Genomic DNA, 26827 nt, shown 5'->3' with positions numbered 1-26827 from the left:
GTCAGCAGACGTTTACACCCATACGAGCAATCCGGACCAGAAAGGGGAGGCGATCACGTTTCATAAACAACCGTCAATTGTGCTCCGTTACCGTTGATGTCTCCACTCAAGACCACTTGGAACGCCTTATCCAAACCAGTGCACTCCTTAGCTTTCACTCTTAACCGACCAGGTAAATCGGACTGTGATCGCCAGCCGCGACTTAATTCTGTAGAAAGCGCATCGGCATCCAGCTGCAAGCCAATAGTAGTAGAGTGATGCACAAGCCAAAGAGCAATCTCTATGCAGGCTCCATCTTGGAAGCTATATCTACCTTCATCGTACGACAATGAAAAAATCTTCGCTGGTTTGCGTGTGGCGGTAGAACTCTTATCAAGCAGCGCCTCTTTCCCTCCCTCCAAGGAGGCGGACTGCAGAAATAGCTTTGCTCGAAGCAGCGCTGGCCGGATCATCTTCTGCGACGCAGGCCGAGACATCTGGTTCGTGATTGCAGCCACGATGTGGTTGCTGATATCGCTGCGCAGGCGTCCAACAACACTCCATCCCTCGGACCTTGTTTTGTCCAGAAACTCACTAAGTGGCAACGCGATCAGCTCTCCAGAGTTCACACGAAGGTCAAATTCGCGAACTTGGTTCGCTTGCATGATCCGTAGACCTCTCGCAACAAGATCACTCGGTTTCACAACTGGGTTATCTGATGCTTGTAGTTCAATGATATCCGCAGCCGCAAACACAACTGTACGAGAAGCTTTCTTACTACGGCTTATTGCATTCAGATCGCATTGCTGAGTGATGTGAACAAGGCACTTGCCACCGTGTGAGAGCACACCGTTGCATAGCACGCTGCCAAACGGCAGAGAACGGCTAATCCGTGAGGCTGCATCCCCCTCATTAGAGAGGAAATTCGCGGGAAGTGGGGAGCCAAACCAAGTGAAATGCGACATGAAAGCGCGAGAGGTATCAATATCAGTCATCGGAGCAAGAAGCCGGTTTTCTATCTCGCCTTCCCCTTCAGGGCTTAACAGCTCTCTAAAACACTTATCTAGCTCGCTGACACTCTCTGCGACGCTTGGTTTAGCTTCCACATGAAATAGATGTTCACGACTAAGCAACTCGTTGAGATGTTCATCATAAGGATCGTCATCACGAACCGAGGCCAAATGAATCTGTTGCATAGCGGATGCATCAAGATTCCAAAGCGTCTGAGCCGTCTTTTCCTTCGCTTCATTTAATGCAGTAAGCCATGAACCAATGAAGAGTCTCATGGCATGAGCAACGCTCTTCTGCCGATCTAGCTGCTTGAATGCAAGGTTTAATCCGGTTGCTCCGAATTCAGGCTCCATTAACATTGCTTTTGGAAGCACCATAAGGCCCGCTGCACTAATCCCAGCTTTCTCGCTAAAGCGCAACTTATGTTGTTCTAACTCTGGATGAGATGACATCAGAACAAGTGGTGGAAGTAATCTTCTATCAGCATCCCTTGATAGCTGCTGGAGATATGTCTGCACAGCTTCGACTGGGGATCCGTCCCCATGTTCCAAGAACAGGTCAAGGAAAACCGCGGCGCAATGGGTAATACGTTCGAGGCTTGGTCTTGGCGGTGAAACGAACTGAAGGTCAAACTCTGGGCTTGGAAAGGCACTTTGAAATAACTGTTTGAGCCTACCAACTCTCTCGGCCCTTGCCGTAAACGGAGTAAGCAATTGTTTAAGCGGGGCCCCTGCTAACTGCTTAAATTGCACAGAAAGAAGGACTAAGGAAACTGCAGCATCACTAGACAAATATTGAGCAGCTTGTTCCTCGTCCCAACTACCTGCACCTAATCCAGGGATAGCCTTCGCTACATCCCAGAGATTGCTAAAGATAGGGTCCGTAGTGTCAGCGATCGTGTCATAGAAACTTGTGGCTACATGATGGACATGGGCTCTCCGTAGTTGGAACAGCTCGTCATCAACAACAAGTATCGTTTTGGGTGAAACATCATGCTCATTGGTAGCAGCTACAGCAGCTTCTTGACCGTTTTCCTCTCTACCAACCATATCGTGCTCGATCACTTTTTCTCCTCTCGGGGCAATTCAAGTACAAACGTCCGAATCCTGCCATCCTCTTCACCACTAGCATCCATATACAGCTTGCCACCGTGATATTCCACAAGCTCGCGAGCAATATAAAGCCCAAGCCCTTTACCTCGCTTCCTCATGCTGAAGTAAGGCCGGAATATTGCTTCGGCATGTGAAGGATCGATTCCTGGACCATTGTCTGTCACTAAAACTGTACTTGAACTCGTATCAAGCTCTATAACAATTCGCCTAAATGCCTCACCACGCTTTTGCCCCTGCTGAACCCAATAAATCGAGTTTGTCAGTAAGTTCTCAAGAACTTGAGCGATTAAGCCACGAACGAGATAAGCCTCGAATTTCTGCTCCATTGCCGGAGCACCATCGACCAACACCTCGCATTGAATAGAATGACGCCGAAACCTAGCTTCAAAACCCCCAACAATAGTTTTCAGTTGCGCTACCACGTCATAACGATCTTTGCGATTTCGCCCTGATGGACTGAGAACATCTACGGAGCTTATTCTTTTACTTGTCGCTTTTATCTGAGATTGAAGGTTGTCAATGAGACTAACAAGCGGGGTATTTTCTGTGCTCGTCTTTCGTAAATCAACTAACAGGTCACCCGTGCTTTGGGTAAGCCGAGTGAGTTCATGCACAACAATCTCTACGACAAGACCGATATTTGCTAACTCCAGCAGTTCAACCCGAGTCTCGCGAGCGAGCTTGAGAGCATTTTTGATCGTCTCTACGTACTCAACCTGATCTTGAAGGGCACGTCTGATACCTTCAACTTTCGGCTGCACCTCATGAGGAACAGATTTTGCAATTTCTTCAACAGCTGTCAATGTGCTTTTTAGGGAGTCTTCCGAACGTTTAAGACTTTCTTCTGCCGACTCCTCTTCAATTGCTTTTTTAACCTCAACTTGTTTTATCGCATCTATATGTGATCGCAAATCCTTAACGATAACATCGCCAAAAAGAGAAACTAAAAGGTTCTGTTCTGAACAGGAAACTAATCGCTCTCGATTAGCAGCATCGATTAGTCTGGGATTTCCGTGGGAAGTTATGCTGATCGTACCGACTGTTTGGTAGCGATTTAACATAAATCCCTTAGTTTTCAATGCTTTACCATCCCACTCCAACCAGTCATCTTCCATCCCGCCAGTCTGGCCTACCCGAAAACCATCACGATAAACTGCGAATCCACCACACCACACATTTAGCTCAGCTAACATTTTCGACTTTGTATGCTCAACAGTTCCCACAATCAGGGATCGATTGAACCAATAACACGATGCGTTAAATGGCCCCAGTTTACGGCATGTTTCTATTGGTACACCTGTTATTGCTGCAAGCTCATTGAGCGTCCAGGTTCGGGTTTCAGAGGTTTCACTCCCTTTCCACATAACTTCTCGGCGCAGGGCTACTGTATCTACGTCAGTTGCACTCGGCGTGTAAGAAATGATGCACTGAAACTGAGCCACATCGAGCAGCCACGAAGGAATCGGTACAATAGGCAACCTATGTCCGTTGAGAAAAACGTCGATAGGATAAGGTCGTCGAGGCTTGGCAAATGGATCCTGCAGCCGACGAACGTATTTATTGAGAAATTCATTTACTTTTGCTGCCGACCAATGAGCGAGAAGCTCCGTGATCCGGATCACCGTCCCATGTACCTCTGGAGATTCCGCAGCACCAGGTGATACCTCGAAGAAAACCTGACCTAGCTCCGCACCTGGTTCATCGAACTTTTTCCAATCGAATTGGATGGAACTCCAAATGGTAGAGCCCTCGACTTTCGAATGGACACGTGCGACCTCTCCCAACTTCATCATCGATAGACGACCGATTCCCTTTTCTCCAAGAATGGTTCGCTCACTACTCGATTTCTCATCTAGCCTATTTGGAGTACCTACAAGCATAAACTTGTCGTGGAGATCGTCCGCAGACATGCCCGATCCGGTATCCTTTACCTCGATCCAGAACCCATCGCGAATGAACGTGTCGAGATAGTCATGAAGTACGGTACTTGTTGAAGCGTGTTCCTTAAACCTGCTGAGTACTTGGGCTCGCTGCTCAAGATCAAGATCCGATGATAGTGTCTTCTCCAGCCTTTCCAGTGCAATTCCGGTGGAAATTTTTCCCGTCGCAAGTTGTTCCCGAATAAGTGCTACGGCTGAGGCATCTGCGGGAGCAGAGATTGATACAACAGTTCTAGGAGACCGAGCATCAAAGCCATTCTTTATTAGTTCATAGAGCGCCATCTCGTCGGATGTAATCAACTCAGCCCCAAGTTGGCGCATTGCACGAGCTGCTATCCGAAATGGTTGCCTTCCGCGTCTGCGTTCAGTCATATAATTTTCCCAGCCATGAGATGATTGATAGCCATGACTTTCGATTTAGAACTTTCGTGTTTACCCCTGCAAACGTGAAGCTACGCTGCAGGGATGCCATTGTGGGGTAAGTATGGTGTCAGAGCATGTGGGCCCCTTGTTCCCTACTTGCTGAAGGGAAAATTGCCCGCCGTGGTGACATATGAATATTTTACCAAGTAACGGTATCTCAAGGCCAAATGAAATACGTTGTAGAAAGGTCTTGAGCCCGAGAGCTCACAACCAAGCAGTTATCTAGTCCGCGGAAGGGCATGAACGAAAAAATGGCCTCCAAACCTGGAGGCCATTTGCTAAGCGGAGTACAGAGAGCAGAATCCCAAAAATCTAGAATAGTGGGAAAAATCTAGATATTCATGGGATCCTACACCCTTACACATCAATATTCCGTGCAATCAGGGCATTGCCTTCGATAAAGGCGCGGCGGGGTTCTACTTCGTCGCCCATCAGGGTGGTGAACACGTCGTCCGCGCCCATCACGTCTTCAATGCGTACCTTCAGCAGGCGGCGCACATTGGGGTCCATGGTGGTTTCCCACAGCTGTTCCGGGTTCATCTCGCCCAGGCCTTTGTAGCGCTGGATGTTCATGCCCTTTTTCACTTCGGCCAGCAGCCAGTCCAGTGCCTGGCCGAATTCGCTGATCGGTTTCACCGTTTCGCCACGGCGTACGGTGGCGCCGTCACGCAGCAGGCCGCTGAGCAGGTCGCCGGTTTTGGCCAGTTCGGCGTAGTCGCCGCTTTCCAGGAAGTCCTGGTCCAGCACGGTGACCAGCACGTTGCCGTGCAGTTTGCGGGTGATCTTGATCAGGTGGCCGTCGTTCTTTTCGTCGTGCAGCAGGTCCAGCGTGATGGCTTCCGCCGGTACCAGTGCGCGCAGGCGGGCGATGGTGTCGTTGGAGGCGTGTTCGCTTTCCAGTGACAGGCGGCCGGATTTCAGCATGGCTTCCAGCACCAGCGGGTCGATGACGCGGCTTTCGCGTTCGATGACGGCGCGGGCCACCAGGAACTGGCGGGCCACTTCGGCCAGGGTGTCACCGGCCAGGGCCGGGGCGTCGGTACCGGGGATGAGTTCGGCTTTTTCCAGTGCCAGTTGCAGCAGGTACTGGTTCAGCTCGTAGTCGTCCTTCAGGTAGCGCTCTTGCTTGCCGTGCTTGGCCTTGTACAGCGGCGGCTGGGCAATGTAGATGTGGCCGCGCTCTACCAGTTCGTGCATCTGGCGGTAGAAGAAGGTGAGCAGCAGGGTGCGGATGTGCGCGCCGTCCACGTCGGCATCGGTCATGATGATGATGCGGTGGTAGCGCAGTTTGTCCGGGTTGTATTCGTCCTTGCCAATGCCGCAGCCCATGGCGGTAATCAGGGTGGCCACTTCCTGGCTTTGCAGCATCTTGTCGAAGCGGGCGCGTTCCACGTTGAGAATCTTGCCTTTCAAGGGCAGGATGGCCTGGAATTTGCGGTCGCGGCCTTGCTTGGCGGAGCCGCCGGCGGAGTCACCCTCGACCAGGTACAGTTCGCACAGCTTGGGGTCTTTTTCCTGGCAGTCGGCCAGTTTGCCGGGCAGGCCCAGGCCGTCCATCACGCCTTTGCGGCGGGTGATTTCGCGGGCCTTGCGCGCAGCTTCACGGGCGCGGGCGGCGTCGACGATCTTGCCGCAGATGGTTTTGGCGTCGTTGGGGTTTTCCAGCAAATAGCTTTTCAGTGCTTCGCTGATGACTTCGTTGACTACCGGGCCGATTTCGCTGGAGACCAGCTTGTCCTTGGTCTGGCTGGAGAACTTGGGGTCGGGCAGCTTGACGGACAGTACGCAGGTAAGGCCTTCGCGCATGTCGTCGCCGGTGGTGTCCACCTTGGCCTTTTTGGCGACTTCGTTTTCTTCGATGTACTGGTTGAGCGTGCGGGTCATCACCTGACGCAGGGCGGTCATGTGGGTGCCGCCGTCACGTTGCGGGATGTTGTTGGTGAAGCACTGGACGCTTTCCTGATAGGAGTCGTTCCATTGCATGGCCACTTCCACGCTCATGCCGTCTTTTTCGCCAAAACCGTGGAACACCTTGGGGTGCAGCACGCTCTTGTTGCGGTTCATGTATTCCACGAAACCGGCCACGCCGCCGGAGAAGGCGAAGTTTTCTTCCTTGCCGGTGCGTTTGTCGATGAGGGTGATGCCCACGCCCTGGTTGAGGAAGGACAGTTCGCGGATGCGCTTGGCCAGGATGTCGAAGTGGTATTCCACCAGGCCGAAGGTTTCTTCGCTGGCGCGGAAGGTGACTTCGGTGCCGCGGTGGTTGCTGTGGCCGGTAACGGTGAGCGGGGCCACGGCGTCGCCACGGCGGAATTCCATTTCGTGCACCTTGCCGTCACGCCAGATTTTCAGCTTCAGCCAGTCGGACAGCGCATTCACCACGGAGACGCCCACGCCGTGCAGGCCGCCGGAAATCTTGTAGCTGTTGCTGTCGAATTTGCCGCCGGCGTGCAGGATGGTCATGATCACTTCGGCCGCCGAACGTCCTTCTTCCGGGTGGATGTCGGTGGGGATGCCCCGGCCGTTGTCCGATACGGTGATGGAGTTGTCGGGGTTGATGATGACCTTGATGGTGTCGGCATGGCCGGCCAGGGCTTCGTCAATGGCGTTGTCCAGCACTTCAAACACCATGTGGTGCAGACCGGTGCCGTCCGAGGTATCGCCAATGTACATGCCGGGGCGTTTGCGTACCGCATCCAGACCCTTGAGGACTTTAATGCTATCCGCGCCGTATTCCTGTTCGCTCATCCGCTTCTTTCCTGCGCTGGGGGAGGGCGCGGCGGGGAACATCCCGTCCGCTGTACCTCCCTTTGCTGCTCATGCTCAAAATCTCGAAAACTGCTGCCGGTGGCCGCAGTCACTGCCGACTGTGTTGCTGCTGTATCAGATGCGCATCGGCATCACGATGTACTTGAAGTTGCTGTAGTCCGGAATGGTGACCAGCGTGCTGCGGTTGGCATCGCCAAACGCCATTTGCAGGGTGTCGGCTGGCAGGTTGGTCAGCACGTCCAGCAGGTAGTTGATGTTGAAGCCGATTTCCAGCTCGCCGCCCTGGTAGGCGATTTCCAGTTCTTCTTCGGCTTCTTCCTGTTCGCTGTTGGTACACAGGATGGACATCTTGCCCGGTGCCAGTACCAGTCGCACACCACGGAATTTTTCGTTGGCCAGAATGGCGGCACGTTGCAGCGCGTGCAGGAAAGACAGACGTTCGATCAGGAAGATCTTGTCGTTATCCAGCGGAATCACGCGGTTGTAGTCGGGGAACTTGCCGTCGACAACCTTGCTGATGATGACGGTGGAGCCAAAGCTGAAGCGTACCTGGTTGGCCAGCACTTCGATGTTGATCAGCTCGTCGCTGTCCTGCAGCAGCTTGTACAGCTCCAGGATGGTCTTGCGCGGCAGGATGACTTCGGCCTTGGGCAGGGTGGCTTCCACGTCGGCGCTGGCAAAGGCCAGGCGGTGGCCGTCGGTGGCAATCAGCTTTACCTGGTTGCCGTCGGTTTGCATCAGCAGGCCGTTGAGGTAGTAACGGATGTCCTGCACCGCCATGGCAAATTGCACCTGGGAAATCAGGCGCTTGAGTTCGCGCTGGCTCAGGCTGAAGCTGGATTCGCTGGCATTGCCAACCGACAGCAGCGGGAAGTCTTCCGCCGGCAGGGTTTGCAGGTTGAAGCGGCTTTTGCCGGCTTTCAGGGTGAGGCGGCCGTCCAGTTGTTCCAGCGTGACGGTGGTTTTGTCCGGGATGGCACGCAGGATGTCCTGCAGCTTCTTGGCCGATGTGGTCAGGCGGAAGTCTTCGCCCGGCAGTTCGTCGGCGCTGGCGGTGGTGATCTGGATTTCCAGATCAGTCGCCAGGAAGCCTACCTGTCCGCCTTTCTTTTCAATCAGTACATTGGAAAGAATCGGCAGGGTGTGGCGGCGTTCGACAATACCGGTCACGGCCAGCAGGGGCTTGAGAAGGGCATCGCGTTCGGCTTGCAGGATCAGCATGTTTCGGGCTCCCGAATGTGTCCAGAGTCAGTTATCGGTTGAATCAACATAATCAGTTACGCAGCATGGAGAGCAACGTATCGTAATCGTGCGCCATATCGGCGTCATTACCACGCATTTCGGCAATGGTCTTGCAGGCATGCAGCACGGTGGTGTGGTCGCGGCCGCCAAAGGCATCGCCGATATTGGGCAGCGAGAGCTGGGTCAGCTCCTTGGCCAGCGCCATGGCCACCTGACGCGGCCGGGCAATGTCACGGCTGCGCTTTTTGCTGTGCATGTCGGACAGCTTGATCTTGTAGTACTCGGCCACGGTTTTCTGGATGGCGTCCACGGTCACCTGGCGGTTGCCGGCGGCCAGAATGTCTTTCAGTGCTTCTTTTACCAGGTCCAGCGAGATGCTCTGGTTGGTAAAGCGGGCATAGGCCACCACGCGTTTGAGCGCGCCTTCCAGTTCGCGCACGTTGGAGCGCACGTTCTGGGCAATGAAAAACGCCACCGGGTGGTCCAGCTTGATGCTGTCGGCTTCGGCCTTCTTCATCAGAATGGCCACGCGCATTTCCAGTTCCGGCGGCTGGATTTCCACCGTCAGGCCCCAGGAGAAGCGCGAAATCAGCCGCTCTTCCATCCCTTCTATCTGCTTGGGGTAGGTGTCGCAGGTCATGATGACTTGCTTGCCGCCTTCAATCAGCGCGTTGAAAGCGTAGAAGAATTCTTCCTGCGTGCGGTTCTTGCCGGCAAAGAACTGGATGTCGTCAATCAGCAGCAAATCCAGCGAGTGATAGTAACGCTTGAATTCGTCAAATGCCTTGTGCTGGTAGGCGCGCATGATGTCGGCCACGTAGCGTTCGGCGTGGATGTAGCGGATTTTGGCTTGCGGGTTCTTCTGGAACACGTGGTTGCCAATGGCCTGAATCAAGTGGGTTTTACCCAGGCCCACGCCACCGTAGACAAACAGCGGGTTGTAAGCCTGGTCGCCCGGATTCTCGGCAATCTGCATGGCCGCGGCACGCGCCAGCTGGTTACCCTTACCGGTTACCAGTGTGTCAAAGGTAAACGAGGGGTTGAGCCGGGTGCTTTCGTGGCTGCCGCCAATGGCTTTCACCGCCGCCTGTTTGGCCGGGCTGGGGGTATCGTTGCTGGTGGCGGGGGCCGGTGCGGGCTTGCGCGCACTGTTGCTGACCGCAGTGGGCACCGCCAGCGGCTTGCTGCTGGGCGCGCCCAGGCGCAACTCGACCGGGGCTTCGCCCACCAGTTCTACCGCCAGTTCTTCAATGCGACCAAGGAAGCGATCCTTGATGAATTGCATGATGAAACGGTTGGGTGCAAACAGCGCAATGCCTTCTTCGTTGGCTTCGGCCGCCAGCGGCTTGATCCAGGTATTGAACTGCTGTGAAGACAGTTCGGCCTCGAGGCGTGCGAGGCAGGCAGGCCAGAATTGATCCAGTTCGGTCATTAAGTACACGCAAGTAAAAGCAAAAACCCGCCGTTGACGATATGCGTTGCGGCGGGAGGAGCCATGGTTGCCACCCTGTGGGATGGCCGGACGGCTATGTCCGGCGCGGGTGCAGCCCTGGCATGTGTTCATGCAAGGCAAGTGGCTTGCACCATCCCCCTGTCGTGCTGGCTGCCCTTGGGCGGGCGGCTGCGTTTAATAATTACGCAGGGGGTGGGGTGCGTTAAGTTTCGACATTCTAACGGTTTTCGGCAAAGTTATCCACAGGTGCGCTAAAAATTTGCCATTGACAAGCGGCGGTTTTTCTTGTGAAATCACGCGTTTATTTCCGTTTCGAAACAGGAATTCTTTATCATGAAGCGTACTTACCAGCCTTCCACTACCCGTCGCAAGCGCACTCACGGCTTCCTCGTTCGCATGAAGACCCGCGGTGGCCGCGCCGTTATCGCCGCCCGTCGCGCCAAGGGTCGCAAGCGCCTGGCCGTATAAGTTCAGTAATGACTTATCGCTTTCGCCGTGTGCACCGGCTATTAAAAACGGATGAATTTTCATCCGTTTTTAGTTTGCGGCAAGCGCGCAGCACGGCTTTGTTTCAGGTATATGCCCGTCCCAACGATCTGGGCCATGCCCGGGTTGGCCTGGTGGTGGGCAAAAAGGTCCACAAGCGGGCCGTACGCCGCAATTACATCAAGCGTACCGTGCGCGAGTGGTTCCGCCTGAATCAGGCTTCCTTGCCGGCACAGGACTACATTGTCCGTGCCAAACTTGCTTTTTCACGCGCTGACAGAGCAGAAGCTGTCATCGCCTTGTCTACACTCTTTGCTAAACTGGCACGATGTCGCGCCTCCTCATCCTCCTGATCCGCTTTTATCAACTGGCCATCAGCCCCTGGCTGGCACCACGGTGCCGCTATGTGCCGACCTGTTCCAGTTACGCGATCGAGGCGGTGAGAAAGCATGGCGCCTGCAAGGGCGGCTTTCTGGCGATGAAACGCATCGGGCGCTGTCACCCCTGGGGTGGCAGTGGTTATGACCCGGTTCCCTGAACTTTCCGGTATCGTAGAGATGGATTCCAAGCGACTCATAATCTTCATCGTTCTGTCCATGGGCATCCTGCTGCTGTGGCAGGAGTACTTTGCGCCCAAGCCTGCTCCGCAGCAGGTGGCACAGACACAAACGGCTTCGCAGCCGGACGCACCGGCCAGCCATACCGCCAGCGCCCAGCCTGTTGAGGCTGCCAAACTCACCGCCGGTCAGCGCATTCATGTGACGACCGACGTGATCAAGGCCGAAATTGATACCGTGGGTGGTGACCTGCGTCAGCTGGATTTGCTGAAGCACGATTCCGCCACGGACGCCAAAAAGCCGTTCGAGCTGCTGACCGACAAGAATGGCCGCGTGTACGTGGCGCAGACCGGTCTGGTGGCTGCCAGCAACCCGGCCCTGCCTACCCACAAGTCGGTTTACACCTCGGCACAGTCCAGCTACACCCTGAGCGGCGACAGCCTGCAGGTGAAGCTGACCGCGCCGGCTGCCAATGGCGTGCAAGTGGTGAAAACCTACACCTTCAAGAAGGGTAGCTACGATATCGCGGTGCGTTTTGACATCACCAACGGCGGCACCACTCCGCTGGCTCCGACTGCCTACTACCGCATCCTGCGTGATGGCCAGGCACCGGAAGGTGAAGGCCGCTTTGCCCACACCTTTACCGGCCCGGCTGTGTACACCGCTGCCGACAAGTTCCAGAAGGTTTCCTTCGAAGACCTGGCCAAGGGCAAGGGTGATTATGCCAAGTCGGCCACCGACGGCTGGGTGGGCATGCTGCAGCATTACTTCATGACCGCCTGGATCCTGAAGCCGCTGGATTCGGCCAGCGTGTGCAAGGACGACAAGTCCTGCCACTTCGAGCTGAAAGACAGCAACGGCCTGTATTCCGCCGCTGCCACCGTGGACCTGAAAACCATCAATCCGGGCCAGACCGCTTCCATCACCGTGCCGCTGTATGCCGGCCCGGAAGACTACAGCGTGCTGACCAAGATTGCCGACGGCCTGGAATACTCCAAGGACTACGGCTGGGTACACATCTTCGCGTCCCCGCTGTTCTGGCTGCTGACCAAGCTGCACGGTCTGGTGCAGAACTGGGGCTGGGCAATCGTGCTGCTCACCCTCACCGTGAAGGCCATCTTCTATCCGCTGACTGCCGCTTCCTACCGCTCCATGGCCAAGATGAAGGCTCTGGCACCGCGCCTGGAACGCATGAAGGAACAATACGGCGACGACCGCATGAAGTTCCAGCAGGCCGTGATGGAAATGTACAAGAGCGAGAAGGTGAATCCGCTGGGTGGCTGTCTGCCCATGCTGATCCAGATTCCGGTGTTCATTGGCCTGTACTGGGCGCTGCTGGCCTCGGTTGAGCTGCGTCAGGCTCCGTGGATTCTGTGGTACACCGACCTTGCCCGTCCGGACCCGTTCTATGTACTGCCGGTGATCATGGCTGCCACCATGTTCCTGCAAACCTTCCTGAACCCGCCGCCGACCGACCCGATGCAGGCGAAGATGATGAAGATCATGCCGGTTGCCTTCTCGGCCATGTTCTTCTTCTTCCCGGCTGGTCTGGTGCTGTACTACGCAGTCAACAACATCCTGTCGATTGCCCAGCAGTGGTACATCAACAAGAGCATTGAAAACAGCAAGAAAGTCGCCCTGCAGTCCTGATATGGACGGTAGTGACTGACAAAGCCCGGCCAGACAAAGGCCGGGCTTTCTTTCTGATACAGTAAAAAAATCAACGCAAGTTGACCCAAGCCGCTGTCGCCATCCATCTGGCGGCTGCTTCGGTCAGCCTGTCAGCAGCAAGGAAACCGCCATGCCTAGCCTCTACGCTCCCGTCACCATTTGTGCCATCGCCACCGCACCCGGTCGTGGCGGGGTAGGGGTCATCCGCGTGTCAGGGCGTGACTTGCTGCCCTTTGCCGCTGCGCTTACCGGCGGTAAACAGCCCAAGCCGCGCTACGCGACCTATACCGATTTCTACGCGGCAGATGGCGAGGCTATCGACAACGGCCTGCTGCTGTACTTCCCCGGCCCCAACAGCTTTACCGGCGAAGACGTGCTGGAGCTGCAAGGCCATGGCGGGCCAGTGGTGCTCAATATGCTGCTGACCCGCTGCCTGCAGCTGGGCGCACGGCTGGCCGAGCCGGGCGAGTTTTCCAAGCGTGCCTTCCTGAACGACAAGATGGACCTGGCCCAGGCGGAAAGCGTGGCCGACCTGATTGATGCTTCCAGCGAAACCGCCGCCCGCAGCGCGCTCAAATCGCTGAAAGGCGCGTTTTCCAATGAAATCCACGTGCTGGTGGATGAGCTGATCACCCTGCGCATGCTGGTGGAAGCCACGCTGGACTTTCCGGAAGAAGAAATCGACTTCCTCAAGAAGGCCGATGCACTGGGCAAGCTGCAAACCCTGCGCCAGCGCCTGCAACAGGTGCAGGCTACCGCACGGCAAGGTGCCATCCTGCGTGAAGGCATGCACGTGGTGCTGGTGGGCCAGCCCAATGTCGGCAAGTCCAGCCTGATGAATGCGCTGGCGGGGGATGATATCGCCATCGTTACCGATATCGCCGGCACCACCCGCGACACGGTGCGGGAGGAAATCGTCATCGACGGCGTGCCGGTGCATATCATCGATACCGCCGGCTTGCGCGATACCGACGACGTGGTGGAGAAAATCGGCATCGAACGCACCTGGCAGGCGGTGGAGCGCGCCGACGTGGCACTGGTGCTGGTGGACAGCCGCGAAGGCGTGACTGCCGAAGTGGAAGCCATTCTGGAACGCATTCCGCCGCAACTGCCGCGCCTGTTCATTTACAACAAGGCCGACCTGAGCGGCGAAACCATCGGCATGGCCGAGGAAGATGGCCGCAGCGTGCTGCGCCTGTCCGCCCGCACCCATGCCGGGGTGGACCTGCTGAAAGCCCGCCTGCTGGAGCTGATTGGCTACAGCGGGGCCAGCGAAGGCGTGTTCCTGGCACGCGAGCGCCATCTGGACGCCATCCGCCGCGCGGCCGAACATATGGAGCTGGCGCATACTGACTGGGAAATGGTGGAGATCTTCGCCGAAGAGCTGCGATTGGCACAGAACGCGCTATCGGAAATCACCGGCCAGTTCACCCCGGACGACCTGCTGGGGGTCATCTTCAGCCGCTTCTGCATCGGCAAGTAAGCCGCATCCGCGCCCTCACTCAGCCAGGCTGCCAGCAGCCTGGCGCGTGTCGCAACAAAATTCCAACATTCTTCCGCCGGGCTTTGCTGTACCGTTGGGTACAGGCACGTGTCGTGCCGTTTTGCCATGTCTTGCGGATCAAGTTTGATGGAACAATTCACCGTATACGCCTTCCCGGTTTTCCTGCTGCTGATGCTGGTGGAAATCGGCTACGGCCTGGCCGTTGGCCGGAATACCTATCGTCTGAGCGATGCGCTGGCCAGCCTGAGCCAGGGGCTGCAGAGCCAGCTGGTGGCCAGTGTCAGCATGCTGTTCCAGCTTGGCCTGTATGCGCTCACCTGGCAGCACCTTGCCATCTTTCCCCATGCCGCCTTGTGGGCTACGCCCTGGGGCTGGCTGCTGGCCATTGTCATGTTCGACTTCTGCGATTACTGGCTGCACCGCGTGGGGCATGAAAGCGCGGTGTTCTGGGCGGCACATGCGGTGCATCACCAGAGCCAGCATTTCAATCTGTCCACCGCCTTGCGCCAGGAAAGCACGGTGGCGTTTCTGGGTTGGCCCTTCTATCTGCCCATGGCCCTGCTTGGCGTGCCTCCGGCCCAGTTTGCCCTGGCCGGGCTGATTGTATTGCTGTACCAGTTCTGGATTCATACCGAGCACATCGGCAAGCTGGGCTGGTTCGACCGGGTGTTTTCCTCGCCTTCCAATCACCGGGTGCATCATGCGGTGAACGACCAGTATCTGGACAAGAATTACGGCGGAATGCTGATTATCTGGGACCGCCTGTTCGGCACCTTCATCGAAGAGGATGAAGCCCCGGTGTACGGCACCCGCACGCCACTCAATAGCTGGAATCCCTTGTGGGCGGTGGCATCCGGCTATGTGCCGCTGTGGCAGCTGGCGCGCCGTGCGCCACGCTGGCAGGACAAGTTGAAGGTGTGGTTCAAGGCGCCGGGCTGGCTGCCGCCCGGCGTGCGCGATGACAGCCCGGCATTTGACCTGCAAGCAGCACGGCAGCGTTATGACCCGCCGCTGACGCGTGCGGCCATGCTGATGGCCGTGGGGCAGTTTGTCTTGCAGGCGGCTGCTGCCGCGGCCTATCTGTGGCAGAGCGATGTGCTGGCCACGCCCGCCTTGTGGGGTTTTGCCCTGTTGCAGCTGGCTGGACTGTTCGGCCTTGGCCGTTTGTTGCAGGGTGTGTGCTCGCCCTGGCGTCTGCTGGCGCTGGATGTACTGTTGATGTTGCTGGCGGCTGCTGGCAGCCTGTTGTGAGTCCCAGGCCGGCTGTCGCATTTATGCGGCAGTTGCGCGTCTTTCATCTCTACTGCGCGGTGTGGCGGGCCAGCGTTCTGGCCTGCTTGCCCTGCCTATCCTGCTGGCATCTGAAATCATAAAACGCTGATATTGGTGGTTCCGGACTCGTGCTGCGGACATTTCCTGTACGGTATTCCGTGCGCGCCGACGGGCAGTGACAAGCAAGTTTGCAGGATGGTGCAATGCACGATAAGCCGGTTGTCACCGTGCTTCTTCTGTTGCTTACACGGATAATTCATTTTTGTTTACAGCACCTTGGTGTTAATGGTTAACCCTGCTTTACAAGCTGGAGGGCGAACCGTTAGTGTCTTTCGACGAGGTGTTTTCCCATGCGCGGCACTGCTCTTGCCCGGATTTTGCCCCGCCTGCCCATGGCAGGCCGGATGGTTCGGGGTGAGGGATGGTGATGCCGCCGCCCTTGCTGCTACCTGCTCCTGTCTTGCAGTGATCCTGCCTGGAGACCCTGCCGTGTTGACCGGATTGTCAGACGGTATATGGTAGGCAAATGTCGCAATTGTGTAAAAGTATTGCGCAAAATCAACATTCGTGTTTTTAATAGAATTCAAACGCTCGTTCGAAATTGGCCTCGCACGGGCGTTCGCTATCTTTGGTTTTTGTTTTTTGTCATTTCACATTGCAGGAGATTCACACCATGCAGATCGCTATTCCGGCTGAAAAGCTGGCTGGTGAAAAACGCGTGGCCGCAACACCGGAAACGGTGAAAAAGCTGGTTGCCATGGGTCACTCCGTGGTGGTCGAGCAGGGAGCCGGGCAGTTTGCCGCCGCTCCCGATGCGGCTTACGTTGATGTCGGGGCCAGCATTGCCCCTGATCGTGCCCAGGCGCTGTCCCAGGCCGATATCGTGCTGACCGTGCGTCCGCTGGACGAAGCCGGCATTGCCGAGCTGAAAACCGGCGCGGTGCTGATCGGCCAGCTGGCCCCCTACCAGAACAGCACTTTCCCGCAGCTCGCGGCCAGGAAGGTTTCTGCCTTTGCCATGGAGCTGCTGCCGCGTACCACGCGCGCGCAGAGCATGGACGTGCTGTCCAGCCAGAACAACATTGCCGGTTACAAGGCGGTGCTGCTGGCCACCCATTACTACCCGCGCTTCATGCCCATGCTGATGACGGCTGCCGGTACGGTAAAGCCGGCCAAGGTGCTGATCATGGGTGTGGGTGTGGCCGGTTTGCAGGCCATTGCCACTGCCAAGCGTCTGGGTGCGGTGGTGGAAGCCACCGACGTGCGCCCGTCCACCAAGGAGCAGGTGGAATCGCTGGGCGGCAAGTTCATCGAAGTACCGATGACCGATGAAGAAAAGGCTGCCAGTGACGGCGTGTACGCCAAGGAAATGTCGGACGACTACAAGCGTCGTCAGGCGGAACTGGTTAGCAAGCACGCCCGCGCAGCCGACATCATCATCACCACCGCGCTGATTCCGGGCAAGAAGGCCCCGACGCTGATCAGCGCCGACATCGTGGCCGCGATGAAGCCGGGTTCGGTCATCATCGACATTGCCGCCGAAGCCGGTGGCAACTGTGAACTGACCCAGCCGGGCGAAGTGGTGGTGACTGACAACCACGTCACCGTGGTGGGCCAGTTCAACCTGCCGGGCGAACTGGCGGCGGATGCCTCCAGCCTGTATGCCAAGAACCTGCTGACCTTCCTGTCGCTGATGCTGAGCAAGGAAGGTTTCACCCTCAATCTGGAAGACGACCTGCTGGCGGCCACTCTGGTGACCCACGACGGCCAGGTGCGTTTCCCGGCGGCCAACTAAGGAGAACAGAGATGGTCGATCCCTTTATCGCCAGCCTTACCGTCTTCGTGCTGGCCGTGTTTGTCGGCTACCACGTGGTGTGGAACGTCACCCCGGCGCTGCATACCCCGCTGATGGCGGTGACCAATGCCATTTCCGGCATCATCATCGTCGGTGCCATGCTGCAGGTGGTGGACATCAACGGTTCCGAAATCACCCTCACCTCGGTGCTGGGTACCATCGGCATCTTCCTGGCCAGCATCAACATCTTCGGCGGCTTCATGGTCACCCAGCGCATGCTGGACATGTTCAAGAAGAAGAAAAAATAAGGAAGAACCATGGCTAATATTTCCGCAGTACTTTATCTGGTGGCGGCCGTGCTGTTCATCCTGGCGCTCAAGGGGCTGTCCAGCCCGGTGACGGCGCTGCGCGGCAACAAGTTCGGCATCATCGGCATGGTCATCGCCGTGGGTACCACCTTCATGATCATGGACAAGCCGGTGCTGGGGCTGATTGCCGCTGCCATCATCGGTGGTGCCGTGATTGGCGGCTGGAAGGCCAAAACGGTTGAAATGACCGGCATGCCGGAGCTGGTGGCCGCCATGCACTCGCTGGTGGGCCTGTCCGCGGTACTGATTGCCGTGGCTGCCATTTTCCATACCGGCGTGGAACACACCCCGGTGCAGAAGGTGGAACTGTTCATTGGCGCGTTTATTGGTGCCATCACCTTTACCGCCTCGGTCATTGCCTACGGCAAGCTGTCCGGCCGCTTTGGCTCCAAGGCTGTCAGCTTCAATGGTCAGCATTTGCTGAACCTGGTGCTGGCACTGGCCATGGTGGGTTTTGGCGTGGCCTACTTCGTGACCGACAGCCATGCCGCCTTCCTGCTGATGGTGGCCATTGCGCTGGTACTGGGCGTGACGCTGATCATCCCGATTGGCGGTGCCGACATGCCGGTAGTGGTGTCCATGCTCAACTCCTACTCCGGCTGGGCGGCGGCGGGTATCGGCTTCACGCTGAACAACCCGGTGCTGATCATTGCCGGTGCCTGCGTGGGTTCGTCCGGTGCCATCCTGTCCTACATCATGTGCAAGGCGATGAACCGTTCCATCGTGTCCGTGCTGCTGGGTGGCTTTGGTGCCGAGGCCGCGGCTGGTGGTGCGGCGGGTGACAGTGGCCCGAAGAACTACAAGTCCGGTTCGGCAGAAGACGCAGCCTTCCTGATGAGCAATGCCGACAGCGTGGTCATCGTGCCGGGTTATGGCCTCGCGGTATCGCGCGCCCAGCATGCCCTGCAGGAGTTTGCCGAGTTGCTGCACGAGAAGGGCGTTACCGTGCGTTACGCCATTCACCCGGTGGCAGGCCGCATGCCGGGCCACATGAACGTGCTGCTGGCCGAAGCCGAAGTGCCGTACGAGCAGGTGCTGGAGATGGAGGAGATCAACTCCGACTTCAACAATACCGACGTGGTGCTGGTGATTGGTGCCAACGACGTGGTGAACCCGGCCGCGCAGAAGGACAAGTCCAGCCCCATCTACGGCATGCCGATTCTGGAAGCGCACAAGGCACGTACCGTGATCGTGGTGAAGCGTTCGATGAGCGTGGGCTATGCCGGCCTCGACAACGAGCTGTTCTACATGGACAAGACCATGATGGTGTTTGGCGATGCCAAGAAAGTGGTGGAAGACCTGGTGAAGGGCGTGGTGCACTAAGCACTGCTGGCCAAGGTATCACCCCATCCAACCCCGCCTGCATGGCGGGGTTTTTTCATGCTGTGCAGCCAGTTCAACGGCTATGGCCGTCCTTGTGGAGAGTTGACAGTGGTCGCCGGATGGAACTCGTGGCTGGTTCTGGCCTCTTAAATATTAGTATTGTTTAATTTTGGAGATCGCAATGCACTGGAAAACCATCGCCATCATGGCCTCCCTGTTGTCTGCCCCGGTGCTGGCCCGGCCAAACCTGATCGGTACTGACTGGCAGCTGGTGTCGCCCAAGGTGGCCGAACCGCAACCCACGCTGTCGTTTCAGGCCAAGGGCATCAGCGGCTTTGCCGGCTGTAACCGTTTTACCGGCCACAGCAATGCCGAAGGCAAACTGGTGATTGCCACCACGCGCATGATGTGCCCCCCGGCCATGATGCAAACCGAACAGGCCTATGTCGGTTTCCTGTCGCAACCCTTTCAGATCAAGGCCGACGGCAAGGCACAGCAACTGGTGCTGACGGGTAAGGCTGGCGACGAATACCGCTTTGTGCGCAAGCAGGACAAGGCCGCAGGCCAGAACACCGCTGCCACGGCCCCGGTACAACGCCCGCAGTATCTGTATGTGAGTGCCGTGCGCAAGAACTGCAGTGCTGGTGCAGGGCAGATGCAATGCCTGCAGGTACGCAGCAGTGAAAACCAGCCCTGGCAGCTGTTCTATGGCGAAATCGAAGGCTTTACCCCGCAGCCCGATACCGCCTACTACCTGAAGCTGCGTTATGAAACCGTGGCCAACCCTCCGGCGGATGCCTCGGCGGTACGGACCATTCTGGAGCGCGTGGTGTTCAGTGAAACAGTCACGCGCACCAAGATGTAAGCAGTTGGTGTGATGGCAAGAAAAAAGCCCGCTTGTGCGGGCTTTCTTTGTGGGTGGCAAGGGGGCTCAGTCGCCCTTGGCCAGTGCCAGTTCCAGGCTGCGGTGGTAATGCTGCGCGGCCCGTTCTTCCTTGCCGGTGGCTTCAAACAGCCGGGCCAGTTCGGCATTGGCGCATAGGGTGGGCTCGATGGAGTTGCTGGCTTCCAGATAGCTTTGCGCCTTGCCCCACAGTTGCTGGTTCATGGCCAGACGGCCCAGCGCCAGCAGCAGCATGTAGTCGCGCGGACGGGTTTTCAGCCAGTCCTCTGCACTGCGCATCAGTTCCAGACGTTTTTCCGGCGACAGGCGCTCGGCCAGCTGGCCCAGTTCGCGGGCCAGTTCCGGCGTGGCCTGATCCTCATCCGCCAGCGCTTCGGCCAGCAGGGTAGCTGCATAGTCGAAGTCTTCCAGCGCAATCAACCGGCTGACGATCTCGCTGACCAGAACAGGGTTGCGACGCTCGGCTTCCGGAATGCGGCGCAGCCAGTCGCGCACCTCACGGCTGCCGACAAAGCCGGTCAGCTGCTGGCTGTAAGCGGCCAGGCGATAACGGCGGGCTTGTGACGGTTCCAACGCCTCGGCCTTGAGCAGTTTTTCGGTCAGTGCCAATACCGCTTCTGGCTGACGTTGCAGCAAACGCACTTTCAGTTCCAGGCGCAGGGCATTGGTGAGGTTGGGCGACAGGGCACGGGCGCGCTCGATGGCTGCCAGTGCGCCCAGCGCGTCCTTGGCTTCCAGCTTCAGCTCGGCATCCAGCATGTGGCGCGCCAGTTGCAGGCGCTCGGGCAGGGTGTCCAGCTGTTGCAGGTACTGGTCGCGCTTGTCCAGATCGCCGGTGGCACCGGCAGAGCGGGCGGCCAGCAGCAGGGCCAGCGCACGGTTTTCTGCCGCGTACTCGTCTCCCATGGCCTTGAGGGCTTCGCGTTCGGCTTTCTGGAAGCGGCCTTCAAAAAAGGCGATCCCCGCTTCGCGCAAGGCGTGGCGGGCGGCTTTCAGCTTTTTCTGGCGCTGGAAACGCTTGACCTCGGCCGGCAGCCCGGCAGTGATGCTGATGACGCGCATCACGGCATAAGCCAGCACGATGAGCACCACAATGCCCAGCAGCAGCAGGTTGAACGACACTTCCATGCGCCATGGCGGCAGGAACAGGATGGCGTAGCCGGTATTCAGGGTGGAGGCCAGCCCCACCAGCACGGCCAGCGCAAACAGGCCGGTAATCCAGATGACGAATTTCACCGCTTAGTCTCCCTTGTTGCCCTGCGCGTCACGAACCGCCTTCAGGCTGGCGTTGAGGTCGGGCAGGGTGACGGACAGCGGAGCGGACTTGAGCTCTTGCAAGGTGGCCAGCCACTGGCGCGTGGCCGGGGCGTTGCCATCGAAATAGCGCTGCACATAGTCCTGGGCGGCATTGATGTCGGCGCTGTAGGTGGTGCCGTCACGTTGCAGCAGCGCCAGGCGTGCGTCCAGCAGACGCATTTTCAGGTTCTCGCGCAGGAAGAAGGACTGCTCCGGCGACAGCAGCAGGGCTTCCGGCTTGTCCATGCGGCGGATGTGCACCAGCTCGCCCAGGCTTTGGCTGATGTCGGCCACCAGACGTTCCCAGAAGGGGGCGGTGTCCGCCACGCGCTTGGTGGTTTGTTTGTCCTGCAGATGATGGGCATCCACCACCAGCGGCATGCTGCTGCTGGACAGCATCAGGCGGTCCAGCTTCACGGTCAGGCCGACGTTGTCCAGCACGGGCAGCGCCTTGAGTTTTTCCAGGTCGGTAGCCACTGCCTTTTTCACGGCAATCAGCTGCGGCTGGTCAAACTTGGACAGGCGTGCGTCCACCATTTGCAAGGCGGAGATGGCCGCGGTGACATTACCGGCCAGCTGCAGCTGCTGGCTGGCAATGGCCAGCGTGTGTTCCACCTCGGACAGCAGCCAGTCGGAGCGGTTTTTGGTCAGCTCCTGGTACATGCCGTTCAGGGTGTTGTACTGACCGGCGGATTCATTCACGCGGGTTTCCAGCACCGCCAGTTTGGCATCGGTGGCGCGGGCGGCGCTGAGCGCCTGTTCGGTCAGGCCGCGCAATTCCTTGGAGGCACCATTGCCTTCGGCCATGCGGCCCGCCAGTTCCTGGCGTGCGGCAGCCAGTTCCTGCTGGGTGCTGTACAGCTGGTAGCCCGACAGGCCAAGGGCGGCCAGTGCCACCAGCAGGGCCAGGTTCAGCTGTTTTTTGCGGGCGGGACGGGGAGTGTCGACAGTCTGGGTTTCGCTCATGGGTGACGGCAGAACCATTCTCTGAGGCCGCTGACGAGCGCTTCGTCATCGGCCCGGGTTGTCACGATGCGTGTCGCGCCCAGTGCCTGCAATCGTTCGGCAATGCGCGGGTGCGGCACGCAATACAAAAGGCATTGTAACGTCACGGCCCTTGCCGGGCCAGCCAGTCTGAACAATTGCTCCACCATTTCGCTGGAAGTGATCACCATGGCGTCTGGCGGGTCATCATCCAGCAAGCCCCAGTCCGGCGTGCCGTCCACGCGCTGGTAGACCTCGGCCAGTGTCACATCGGCTCCGCGCTGGCGCAGGGTGTCGGCCAGCAGGGCGCGGCCACCAAGGCCCCGCACGATCAGCCAGCGCTGGCCGGCGACATCCGCCAGTTGGGGCAGGGCCAGCAGGGCTTCGCTGTCGCTGCCGGCGGTGGGAAACAGGATGTCCTGCCCGCTGAGCCCGGCCAGGCGGCGTGCGCTGGCCTGACCCACGCAAGCCAGTCGGGCGTTGAGAGCTTGTTGTTGCAGTACCGGCCAGGCGATGTCGATGGCGCTGGGGCTGACAAAAAACAGCCAGTCCGCCAGTGCGGCTTGTTGTGGCAAGTGTGCCAGCGCATCAGGACGAGGCTGGATGTCCATCACCGGGAAGGGTTGCCCCTGCCAGCCGGCATCGGCCAGCAGGGTCAGCAAACGGCCGCTTTGTGCGGCCGGTCTGGCCACCAGGATGCGGCGGCCGGCTGTTGTCATGCCTGGTCTTTCAGTACGGCGTCGATCAGCGGCTTGGCACCATCGTCTAGCAGACGCTTGGCCACGGCGCGGCCCAGCGAGTCGGCATACTGACGCGGCGCACTGGCGGTGGCGGTCAGCATGACCGAGCCATCCGGATGCGCCACAAAGCCGCCCAGGGTGAGCACGTCATCGGTCAGGGTGGCAAAGGCGCCCAGCGGCACCTGGCAGCTGCCACCCAGTTCGCGCGCCAGTGCACGTTCGGCGCTGACACAGGCGTGGGTGTCCGGGTGGTTCAAGGGTTGCAGCAGGGCCAGCATGTCGGCGCGGTCGGCGCGGATTTCAATACCCAGTGCACCTTGACCGGCGGCCGGCAGGCTTTCGGACGGGGCGAGTTCTGCGCGAATCCGGTCGTGTAGTTCCAAGCGCTTCAGGCCGGCGGCAGCCAGAATGATGGCGTCGTACTCGCCTTCGTCCAGCTTGCGCAAGCGGGTTTGCACATTGCCACGCAACGGTTTGATCACCAGTTGCGGGTAGCGGGCGCGCAGTTGCGATTCGCGGCGCAGGCTGGAGGTGCCCACCACGCTGCCTGCCGGCAGCTCGGCCAGACTGGCAAACTTGTTGGAGACAAAGGCATCGCGCGGGTCTTCGCGTTCGCAGATGGCGGCCAGGGCAAAGCCCTCCGGCAGCACCATGGGCACGTCCTTGATGGAGTGTACGGCGAGGTCGGCACGGCCTTCGGCCAGGGCAACTTCCAGCTCTTTCACGAACAGGCCCTTGCCGCCGATCTTGGACAGGGTCTTGTCCAGAATCTGGTCGCCCTGGGTGGTCATGCCCAGAATCTCGACGGTAAGGTGCGGGTACAGTGCTTGCAGGCGGGCCTGGATATGTTCGGCCTGCCACATGGCCAGGCGGCTTTCGCGGCTGGCAATGACGATCTTGTCCATGAATTGCGGTCCTGACGATGAATTTTCGCCCGATTCTAGCATGCAGCCGGGGCGATGCCTGGAGTGGCATCAAGGAAAAGCCATTTCCTGCCCAGGGTCACGATCAAGGGTGAACCCGCGTTGCTGTTGTGCACAAAATGTGCGAAAAAAATCAGGAAAATTCGGTAATGAACACACTACAGCTGCAATGCTGCCTATGATGGTCGTTGCGCAGCCGCTTGAAGTCAGATTGCAGTCTGACTTGAACAGGTTGCCCGACCATTTAATAAACAGGCCAACGGCCATGCCACGCTCGACATGGTGTCAGTACCGATTGGCCAGACAATGCAACAAAGGAAACAGGACATGACGGAGCTGGACAAGGATCTTCCCCTACGTGCCGACCTGGCGCGGCTGGACCGCCTCTTGGGCGAAGTGTTGCATGCCCAGGAAGGACCGCAGGTATATCAGGAGGTAAAGGCCATTGCGGCACGTACCCCGGAGCAGCGCGCATTGCCGCTGCCGGATACCTTGTCGCCCAAGGCCACCACCGCCCTGGTGCGCGCCTGTGGCCTGTATGCGCAGTTGTTCAATATTGCGGAAGACCTGCACCACACCCGTCGTCGTCGTGCGCACCAGATTGCCGGTTCGCGCCCGCAGCAAGGCAGCCTGAACCGGGCACTGGCACGCCTGAAGGAAGAAGGCGTCAGCTTTGCCCAGCTGTCCGACACCCTGCAGGATGCCTATGTCGGTGCCATCCTTACCGCCCACCCCACCGAAGTGCAGCGCCAGAGCGTGCTGGACGGCCACCGTGCGGTGCGCAAATTCCTCAGCCAGCTCGGCTCGCCGGACCTGACCCCGGAAGAGGAAACCGAACTGGATGGCAAGCTCAAGCGGGTGATCCTGTCCATGTGGCAGACTTCGGAAATCCGCCATTTCAAACTGTCGGTGGAAGACGAAATCAAGAACGGCGTGGCCTATCACCCGATGACCTTCTTCTCCGCCCTGCCGCGCTTGTACGACCGTCTGGGCAAGGAAGTGACTGCCGCCTGGGGGCAAAGCCCGGTGTTGCCGCCCTTCATTCGCGTGGGCAGCTGGATTGGTGGCGACCGCGACGGCAATCCCAACGTCAACGCCACCGTGTTGCGCCATGCCTTTACCCTGCAAGCCACCCAGGCCTTCGAGCACTACCTGTCCGAGCTGGCATCGCTATACCGCGAACTGTCCCTGTCCGAGCGCCATGTCAGCGTGAGCCCGGCCTTGCAGGCCCTGTCCGACCAGACGCCGGACAACAAGGAAAGTCGCGAGCAGGAACCCTATCGCCGCGCACTGGCCACCATTGAAGCCCGTTTGCTGGGCAAGGCTGCCGAGCTGGGGCTGGCGGTGCGTGGCCGCTGGCCGGTAGCCGAAGCCTATCGTGACACCGCCGCCTTCCAGGCGGACCTTGCCATCGTGGCGGATTCGCTGATTGCCCATGGCAGCGACTTGCTGGCCGATGGCCGCCTGGCACGCCTGCGCCGCGCGGTGGAAGTGTTCGGCTTCTTCCTGATGCCGGTGGACCTGCGCCAGTTTGCCGGCATGCACGAAGCGGTGGTGAGCGAACTGTTTTCCAGTGCCGGATTGGAACATTACCCGGCGCTGGACGAGGCTGCGCGCATTCGCGTATTGCTGCGCGAACTGGCCACCCCGCGCCTGCTGTACTCGCCGTATCAGCAGTACAGCGCCGATACCGAAAAAGAGCTGGCCATCTTCCGCGAAGCCGCGTTGATCCAGCAGCAGTTCGGTACCGAGGCCATCAGCCAGAGCATCATTTCCAACTGCGCTTCGGTCAGCGACATCCTGGCGCTGGCGCTGATCCTGAAGGAAACCGGCCTGATCCGGCTGGAAAACGGCCTGCCGGTGTCCACCATCAACGTGGTGCCGCTGTTCGAAACCATTGCCGACCTGGTGGCGGCCACCGACATCATGGACACGCTGTTTGCGCTGCCGTGGTACCAGTTGCTGCTCAAGAGCCGCGGCATGCTGCAAGAAGTGATGCTGGGCTACTCCGACAGCAACAAGGACGGCGGCTATCTCACCAGCCAGTGGGAGCTGTACAAGGCGGAACAGCGTCTGGTGCAGAGTTTTGACAAGGCCGGCGTCAAGCTGCGTCTGTTCCACGGCCGAGGCGGTTCGGTGGGCCGTGGTGGCGGCCCGTCCTTCGAAGCCATCATGGCGCAACCGGCCGGCAGCGTGGCCGGACGCATCCGCATTACCGAGCAGGGCGAGGTGATTGCCTCCAAGTATTCCGACCCCGACATCGGCACCCGCAACCTGGAAGCGCTGGTGGCCGCCACGCTGGAAGCCAGCCTCACCACCCACCCCAGCTGCGAGGCGGATGGAGAAGTATTCGACGAGCTGTCCGAGGCCGCGTTCAAGGCCTATCGCCAGCTGGTGGAAACCGAAGGCTTCATGCAGTACTTCCTGGAAGCCACGCCGATCAATGCCATTGCCAAGCTCAACATCGGCAGCCGTCCGGCGTCGCGCAAGAGCCTGGCCAGCATCAAGGACCTGCGTGCCATTCCCTGGGTGTTCTCCTGGTCGCAATCACGGGTGATGCTGCCCGGCTGGTTCGGTTTCGGCTCGGCCGTGGCCGGTTTCATTGCCCGCCATGGCGACGAAGGCCTGGCCCGTCTGCAAGGCTTGTATCGCACATCGCCGTTCTTCCAGGTGATTCTGTCCAATATGGAACAGGTGCTGGCCAAGGCCGACCTGGGCATTGCGCGCCGTTTTGCCGCGCTGGTGTCCGACCGGGCGCTGGCGGACAAGCTGTTTGGTCAGATTGAAGCAGAATGGCAGAAGACCCACGATGCCTTCTTTGCCATCAGCGGCCAGACCAGCCTGCTGGAACAGAACCCCACCCTGCACCGCAGCCTGGAAACCCGTCTGCCCTACCTGGATGCACTCAACCTGCTGCAGGCCGACCTGCTGCAACGCCTGCGTGCCAACCCGGACGATGCCGAGGCGCTGTACGCCATTCACCTCACCATCAATGGCACCTCGGCTGGTTTGCGCAATAGCGGCTGATCTGTCTTTCCGCTGAGCGATAAAAAAACCGTCACCCTCGGGTGGCGG

20 protein-coding genes are annotated in these 26827 nt (G+C 58.7%); 11 read left to right on the top strand and 9 right to left on the bottom strand.

Going from position 1 to position 26827, the window contains the following annotated elements; genetic code table 11:
* Window positions 1-53: 53 nt before the first annotated feature.
* The 5 genes from DKK66_RS06950 to dnaA form a co-directional block, all read right to left on the bottom strand.
* Window positions 54-2054: a hypothetical protein gene (locus DKK66_RS06950; protein WP_197077236.1), complete on the bottom strand. Its 2001-nt coding sequence runs from the start codon at window positions 2052-2054 to the stop codon at window positions 54-56.
* Window positions 2051-4414, bottom strand: a complete 2364-nt coding sequence (locus tag DKK66_RS06945) for an ATP-binding protein (protein ID WP_045848143.1) — start codon at window positions 4412-4414, stop codon at window positions 2051-2053. Before DKK66_RS06945 ends, DKK66_RS06950 begins: the two co-directional genes overlap by 4 nt.
* Window positions 4415-4822: 408 nt before the next feature.
* Window positions 4823-7213: a DNA topoisomerase (ATP-hydrolyzing) subunit B gene (gyrB, locus tag DKK66_RS06940; RefSeq protein WP_062786708.1), complete on the bottom strand. Its 2391-nt coding sequence runs from the start codon at window positions 7211-7213 to the stop codon at window positions 4823-4825.
* Between the two features lie 135 nt (window positions 7214-7348).
* On the bottom strand, window positions 7349-8455 hold the full coding sequence (gene dnaN, locus DKK66_RS06935) for a DNA polymerase III subunit beta (protein WP_045848141.1): 1107 nt from the start codon (window positions 8453-8455) through the stop codon (window positions 7349-7351).
* 52 nt (window positions 8456-8507) lie between these two features.
* Window positions 8508-9908: a chromosomal replication initiator protein DnaA gene (dnaA, locus tag DKK66_RS06930; protein ID WP_045848140.1), complete on the bottom strand. Its 1401-nt coding sequence runs from the start codon at window positions 9906-9908 to the stop codon at window positions 8508-8510.
* A 354-nt stretch (window positions 9909-10262) separates the two neighbouring features.
* On the opposite strand from dnaA, the gene rpmH reads away from it, so the two are divergent.
* The 10 genes from rpmH to DKK66_RS06880 all read left to right on the top strand — a co-directional run bounded on the left by rpmH (window position 10263) and on the right by DKK66_RS06880 (window position 19770).
* The gene (gene rpmH, locus DKK66_RS06925; protein ID WP_011137953.1) at window positions 10263-10397 is read left to right on the top strand and encodes a 50S ribosomal protein L34; all 135 of its coding nucleotides are present in this window, start codon (window positions 10263-10265) and stop codon (window positions 10395-10397) included.
* Window positions 10398-10405: 8 nt separating this feature from the next.
* A complete protein-coding gene (gene rnpA, locus DKK66_RS06920; RefSeq protein ID WP_045848139.1) occupies window positions 10406-10768 on the top strand; it encodes a ribonuclease P protein component in 363 nt (120 codons plus the stop codon).
* Window positions 10744-10953 carry a membrane protein insertion efficiency factor YidD gene (gene yidD / locus DKK66_RS06915; protein WP_045848138.1) on the top strand — a complete coding sequence of 70 codons (210 nt, stop codon included), beginning with the start codon at window positions 10744-10746 and terminating at the stop codon, window positions 10951-10953. Before rnpA ends, yidD begins: the two co-directional genes overlap by 25 nt.
* 19 nt (window positions 10954-10972) lie before the next feature.
* Complete coding sequence (gene yidC / locus DKK66_RS06910) at window positions 10973-12622, top strand: membrane protein insertase YidC (protein ID WP_131356549.1); 1650 nt, start codon at window positions 10973-10975, stop codon at window positions 12620-12622.
* A gap of 151 nt (window positions 12623-12773) precedes the next feature.
* Window positions 12774-14126, top strand: a complete 1353-nt coding sequence (gene mnmE, locus DKK66_RS06905) for a tRNA uridine-5-carboxymethylaminomethyl(34) synthesis GTPase MnmE (RefSeq protein ID WP_131356546.1) — start codon at window positions 12774-12776, stop codon at window positions 14124-14126.
* 147 nt (window positions 14127-14273) lie between these two features.
* A complete protein-coding gene (locus tag DKK66_RS06900) occupies window positions 14274-15398 on the top strand; it encodes a sterol desaturase family protein (protein WP_131356543.1) in 1125 nt (374 codons plus the stop codon).
* Window positions 15399-16092: 694 nt separating this feature from the next.
* Window positions 16093-17214 carry a Re/Si-specific NAD(P)(+) transhydrogenase subunit alpha gene (locus DKK66_RS06895; RefSeq protein WP_131356541.1) on the top strand — a complete coding sequence of 374 codons (1122 nt, stop codon included), beginning with the start codon at window positions 16093-16095 and terminating at the stop codon, window positions 17212-17214.
* Between the two features lie 11 nt (window positions 17215-17225).
* Window positions 17226-17522, top strand: coding sequence for a proton-translocating transhydrogenase family protein (locus DKK66_RS06890; RefSeq protein ID WP_045848133.1), 297 nt, complete (start codon window positions 17226-17228; stop codon window positions 17520-17522).
* Window positions 17523-17531: 9 nt separating this feature from the next.
* Entirely contained in the window at window positions 17532-18905 is a 1374-nt protein-coding gene (locus tag DKK66_RS06885; protein ID WP_045848132.1) for an NAD(P)(+) transhydrogenase (Re/Si-specific) subunit beta, read from the top strand.
* Window positions 18906-19086: 181 nt separating this feature from the next.
* A complete protein-coding gene (locus DKK66_RS06880) occupies window positions 19087-19770 on the top strand; it encodes an META and DUF4377 domain-containing protein (RefSeq protein WP_131356538.1) in 684 nt (227 codons plus the stop codon).
* 66 nt (window positions 19771-19836) lie between these two features.
* On the opposite strand, the gene DKK66_RS06875 is transcribed toward DKK66_RS06880, so the two are convergent.
* Genes DKK66_RS06875 through hemC form a run of 4 tightly spaced genes read right to left on the bottom strand, consistent with a single transcriptional unit; the run spans window position 19837 to window position 23734 of the window.
* Window positions 19837-21045, bottom strand: coding sequence for a heme biosynthesis HemY N-terminal domain-containing protein (locus tag DKK66_RS06875; protein ID WP_131356535.1), 1209 nt, complete (start codon window positions 21043-21045; stop codon window positions 19837-19839).
* A 3-nt stretch (window positions 21046-21048) separates the two neighbouring features.
* Window positions 21049-22071 carry a uroporphyrinogen-III C-methyltransferase gene (locus DKK66_RS06870; RefSeq protein ID WP_045848130.1) on the bottom strand — a complete coding sequence of 341 codons (1023 nt, stop codon included), beginning with the start codon at window positions 22069-22071 and terminating at the stop codon, window positions 21049-21051.
* Window positions 22068-22808: a uroporphyrinogen-III synthase gene (locus DKK66_RS06865; RefSeq protein WP_052694260.1), complete on the bottom strand. Its 741-nt coding sequence runs from the start codon at window positions 22806-22808 to the stop codon at window positions 22068-22070. The genes DKK66_RS06870 and DKK66_RS06865 overlap by 4 nt, the downstream gene beginning before the upstream one ends.
* Window positions 22805-23734 (bottom strand): hydroxymethylbilane synthase, encoded by a 930-nt coding sequence (hemC, locus tag DKK66_RS06860; protein WP_045848129.1) that lies wholly within the window; start codon window positions 23732-23734, stop codon window positions 22805-22807. Before hemC ends, DKK66_RS06865 begins: the two co-directional genes overlap by 4 nt.
* 345 nt (window positions 23735-24079) lie before the next feature.
* On the opposite strand from hemC, the gene ppc reads away from it, so the two are divergent.
* Entirely contained in the window at window positions 24080-26779 is a 2700-nt protein-coding gene (gene ppc / locus DKK66_RS06855; RefSeq protein WP_131356532.1) for a phosphoenolpyruvate carboxylase, read from the top strand.
* The last annotated feature ends 48 nt before the right edge of the window (window positions 26780-26827 follow it).

The sequence above is a fragment of the Aquitalea sp. USM4 genome, assembly GCF_004328945.1.
Lineage (GTDB): Bacteria > Pseudomonadota > Gammaproteobacteria > Burkholderiales > Chromobacteriaceae > Aquitalea > Aquitalea pelogenes.
The sequence above is the reverse complement of the archived record's forward strand: the minus strand, read 5'-3'. Positions and strand labels throughout refer to the sequence as shown.

Excerpts from the sequence above, each read along its gene's own strand:
- DKK66_RS06890 (WP_045848133.1), top strand. The coding sequence starts at position 17,226 with ATGGTCGATCCCTTTATCGCCAGCCTTACCGTCTTCGTGCTGGCCGTG.
- DKK66_RS06870 (WP_045848130.1), bottom strand. The coding sequence starts at position 22,071 with ATGAGCGAAACCCAGACTGTCGACACTCCCCGTCCCGCCCGCAAAAAA.
- mnmE (WP_131356546.1), top strand. The coding sequence starts at position 12,774 with ATGCCTAGCCTCTACGCTCCCGTCACCATTTGTGCCATCGCCACCGCA.
- DKK66_RS06945 (WP_045848143.1), bottom strand. The coding sequence starts at position 4,414 with ATGACTGAACGCAGACGCGGAAGGCAACCATTTCGGATAGCAGCTCGT.
- hemC (WP_045848129.1), bottom strand. The coding sequence starts at position 23,734 with ATGGACAAGATCGTCATTGCCAGCCGCGAAAGCCGCCTGGCCATGTGG.
- rpmH (WP_011137953.1), top strand. The coding sequence starts at position 10,263 with ATGAAGCGTACTTACCAGCCTTCCACTACCCGTCGCAAGCGCACTCAC.
- DKK66_RS06895 (WP_131356541.1), top strand. The coding sequence starts at position 16,093 with ATGCAGATCGCTATTCCGGCTGAAAAGCTGGCTGGTGAAAAACGCGTG.
- dnaN (WP_045848141.1), bottom strand. The coding sequence starts at position 8,455 with ATGCTGATCCTGCAAGCCGAACGCGATGCCCTTCTCAAGCCCCTGCTG.
- DKK66_RS06880 (WP_131356538.1), top strand. The coding sequence starts at position 19,087 with ATGCACTGGAAAACCATCGCCATCATGGCCTCCCTGTTGTCTGCCCCG.
- DKK66_RS06885 (WP_045848132.1), top strand. The coding sequence starts at position 17,532 with ATGGCTAATATTTCCGCAGTACTTTATCTGGTGGCGGCCGTGCTGTTC.
- dnaA (WP_045848140.1), bottom strand. The coding sequence starts at position 9,908 with ATGACCGAACTGGATCAATTCTGGCCTGCCTGCCTCGCACGCCTCGAG.
- rnpA (WP_045848139.1), top strand. The coding sequence starts at position 10,406 with ATGACTTATCGCTTTCGCCGTGTGCACCGGCTATTAAAAACGGATGAA.
- DKK66_RS06865 (WP_052694260.1), bottom strand. The coding sequence starts at position 22,808 with ATGACAACAGCCGGCCGCCGCATCCTGGTGGCCAGACCGGCCGCACAA.
- yidD (WP_045848138.1), top strand. The coding sequence starts at position 10,744 with ATGTCGCGCCTCCTCATCCTCCTGATCCGCTTTTATCAACTGGCCATC.
- DKK66_RS06900 (WP_131356543.1), top strand. The coding sequence starts at position 14,274 with ATGGAACAATTCACCGTATACGCCTTCCCGGTTTTCCTGCTGCTGATG.
- yidC (WP_131356549.1), top strand. The coding sequence starts at position 10,973 with ATGGATTCCAAGCGACTCATAATCTTCATCGTTCTGTCCATGGGCATC.
- ppc (WP_131356532.1), top strand. The coding sequence starts at position 24,080 with ATGACGGAGCTGGACAAGGATCTTCCCCTACGTGCCGACCTGGCGCGG.
- gyrB (WP_062786708.1), bottom strand. The coding sequence starts at position 7,213 with ATGAGCGAACAGGAATACGGCGCGGATAGCATTAAAGTCCTCAAGGGT.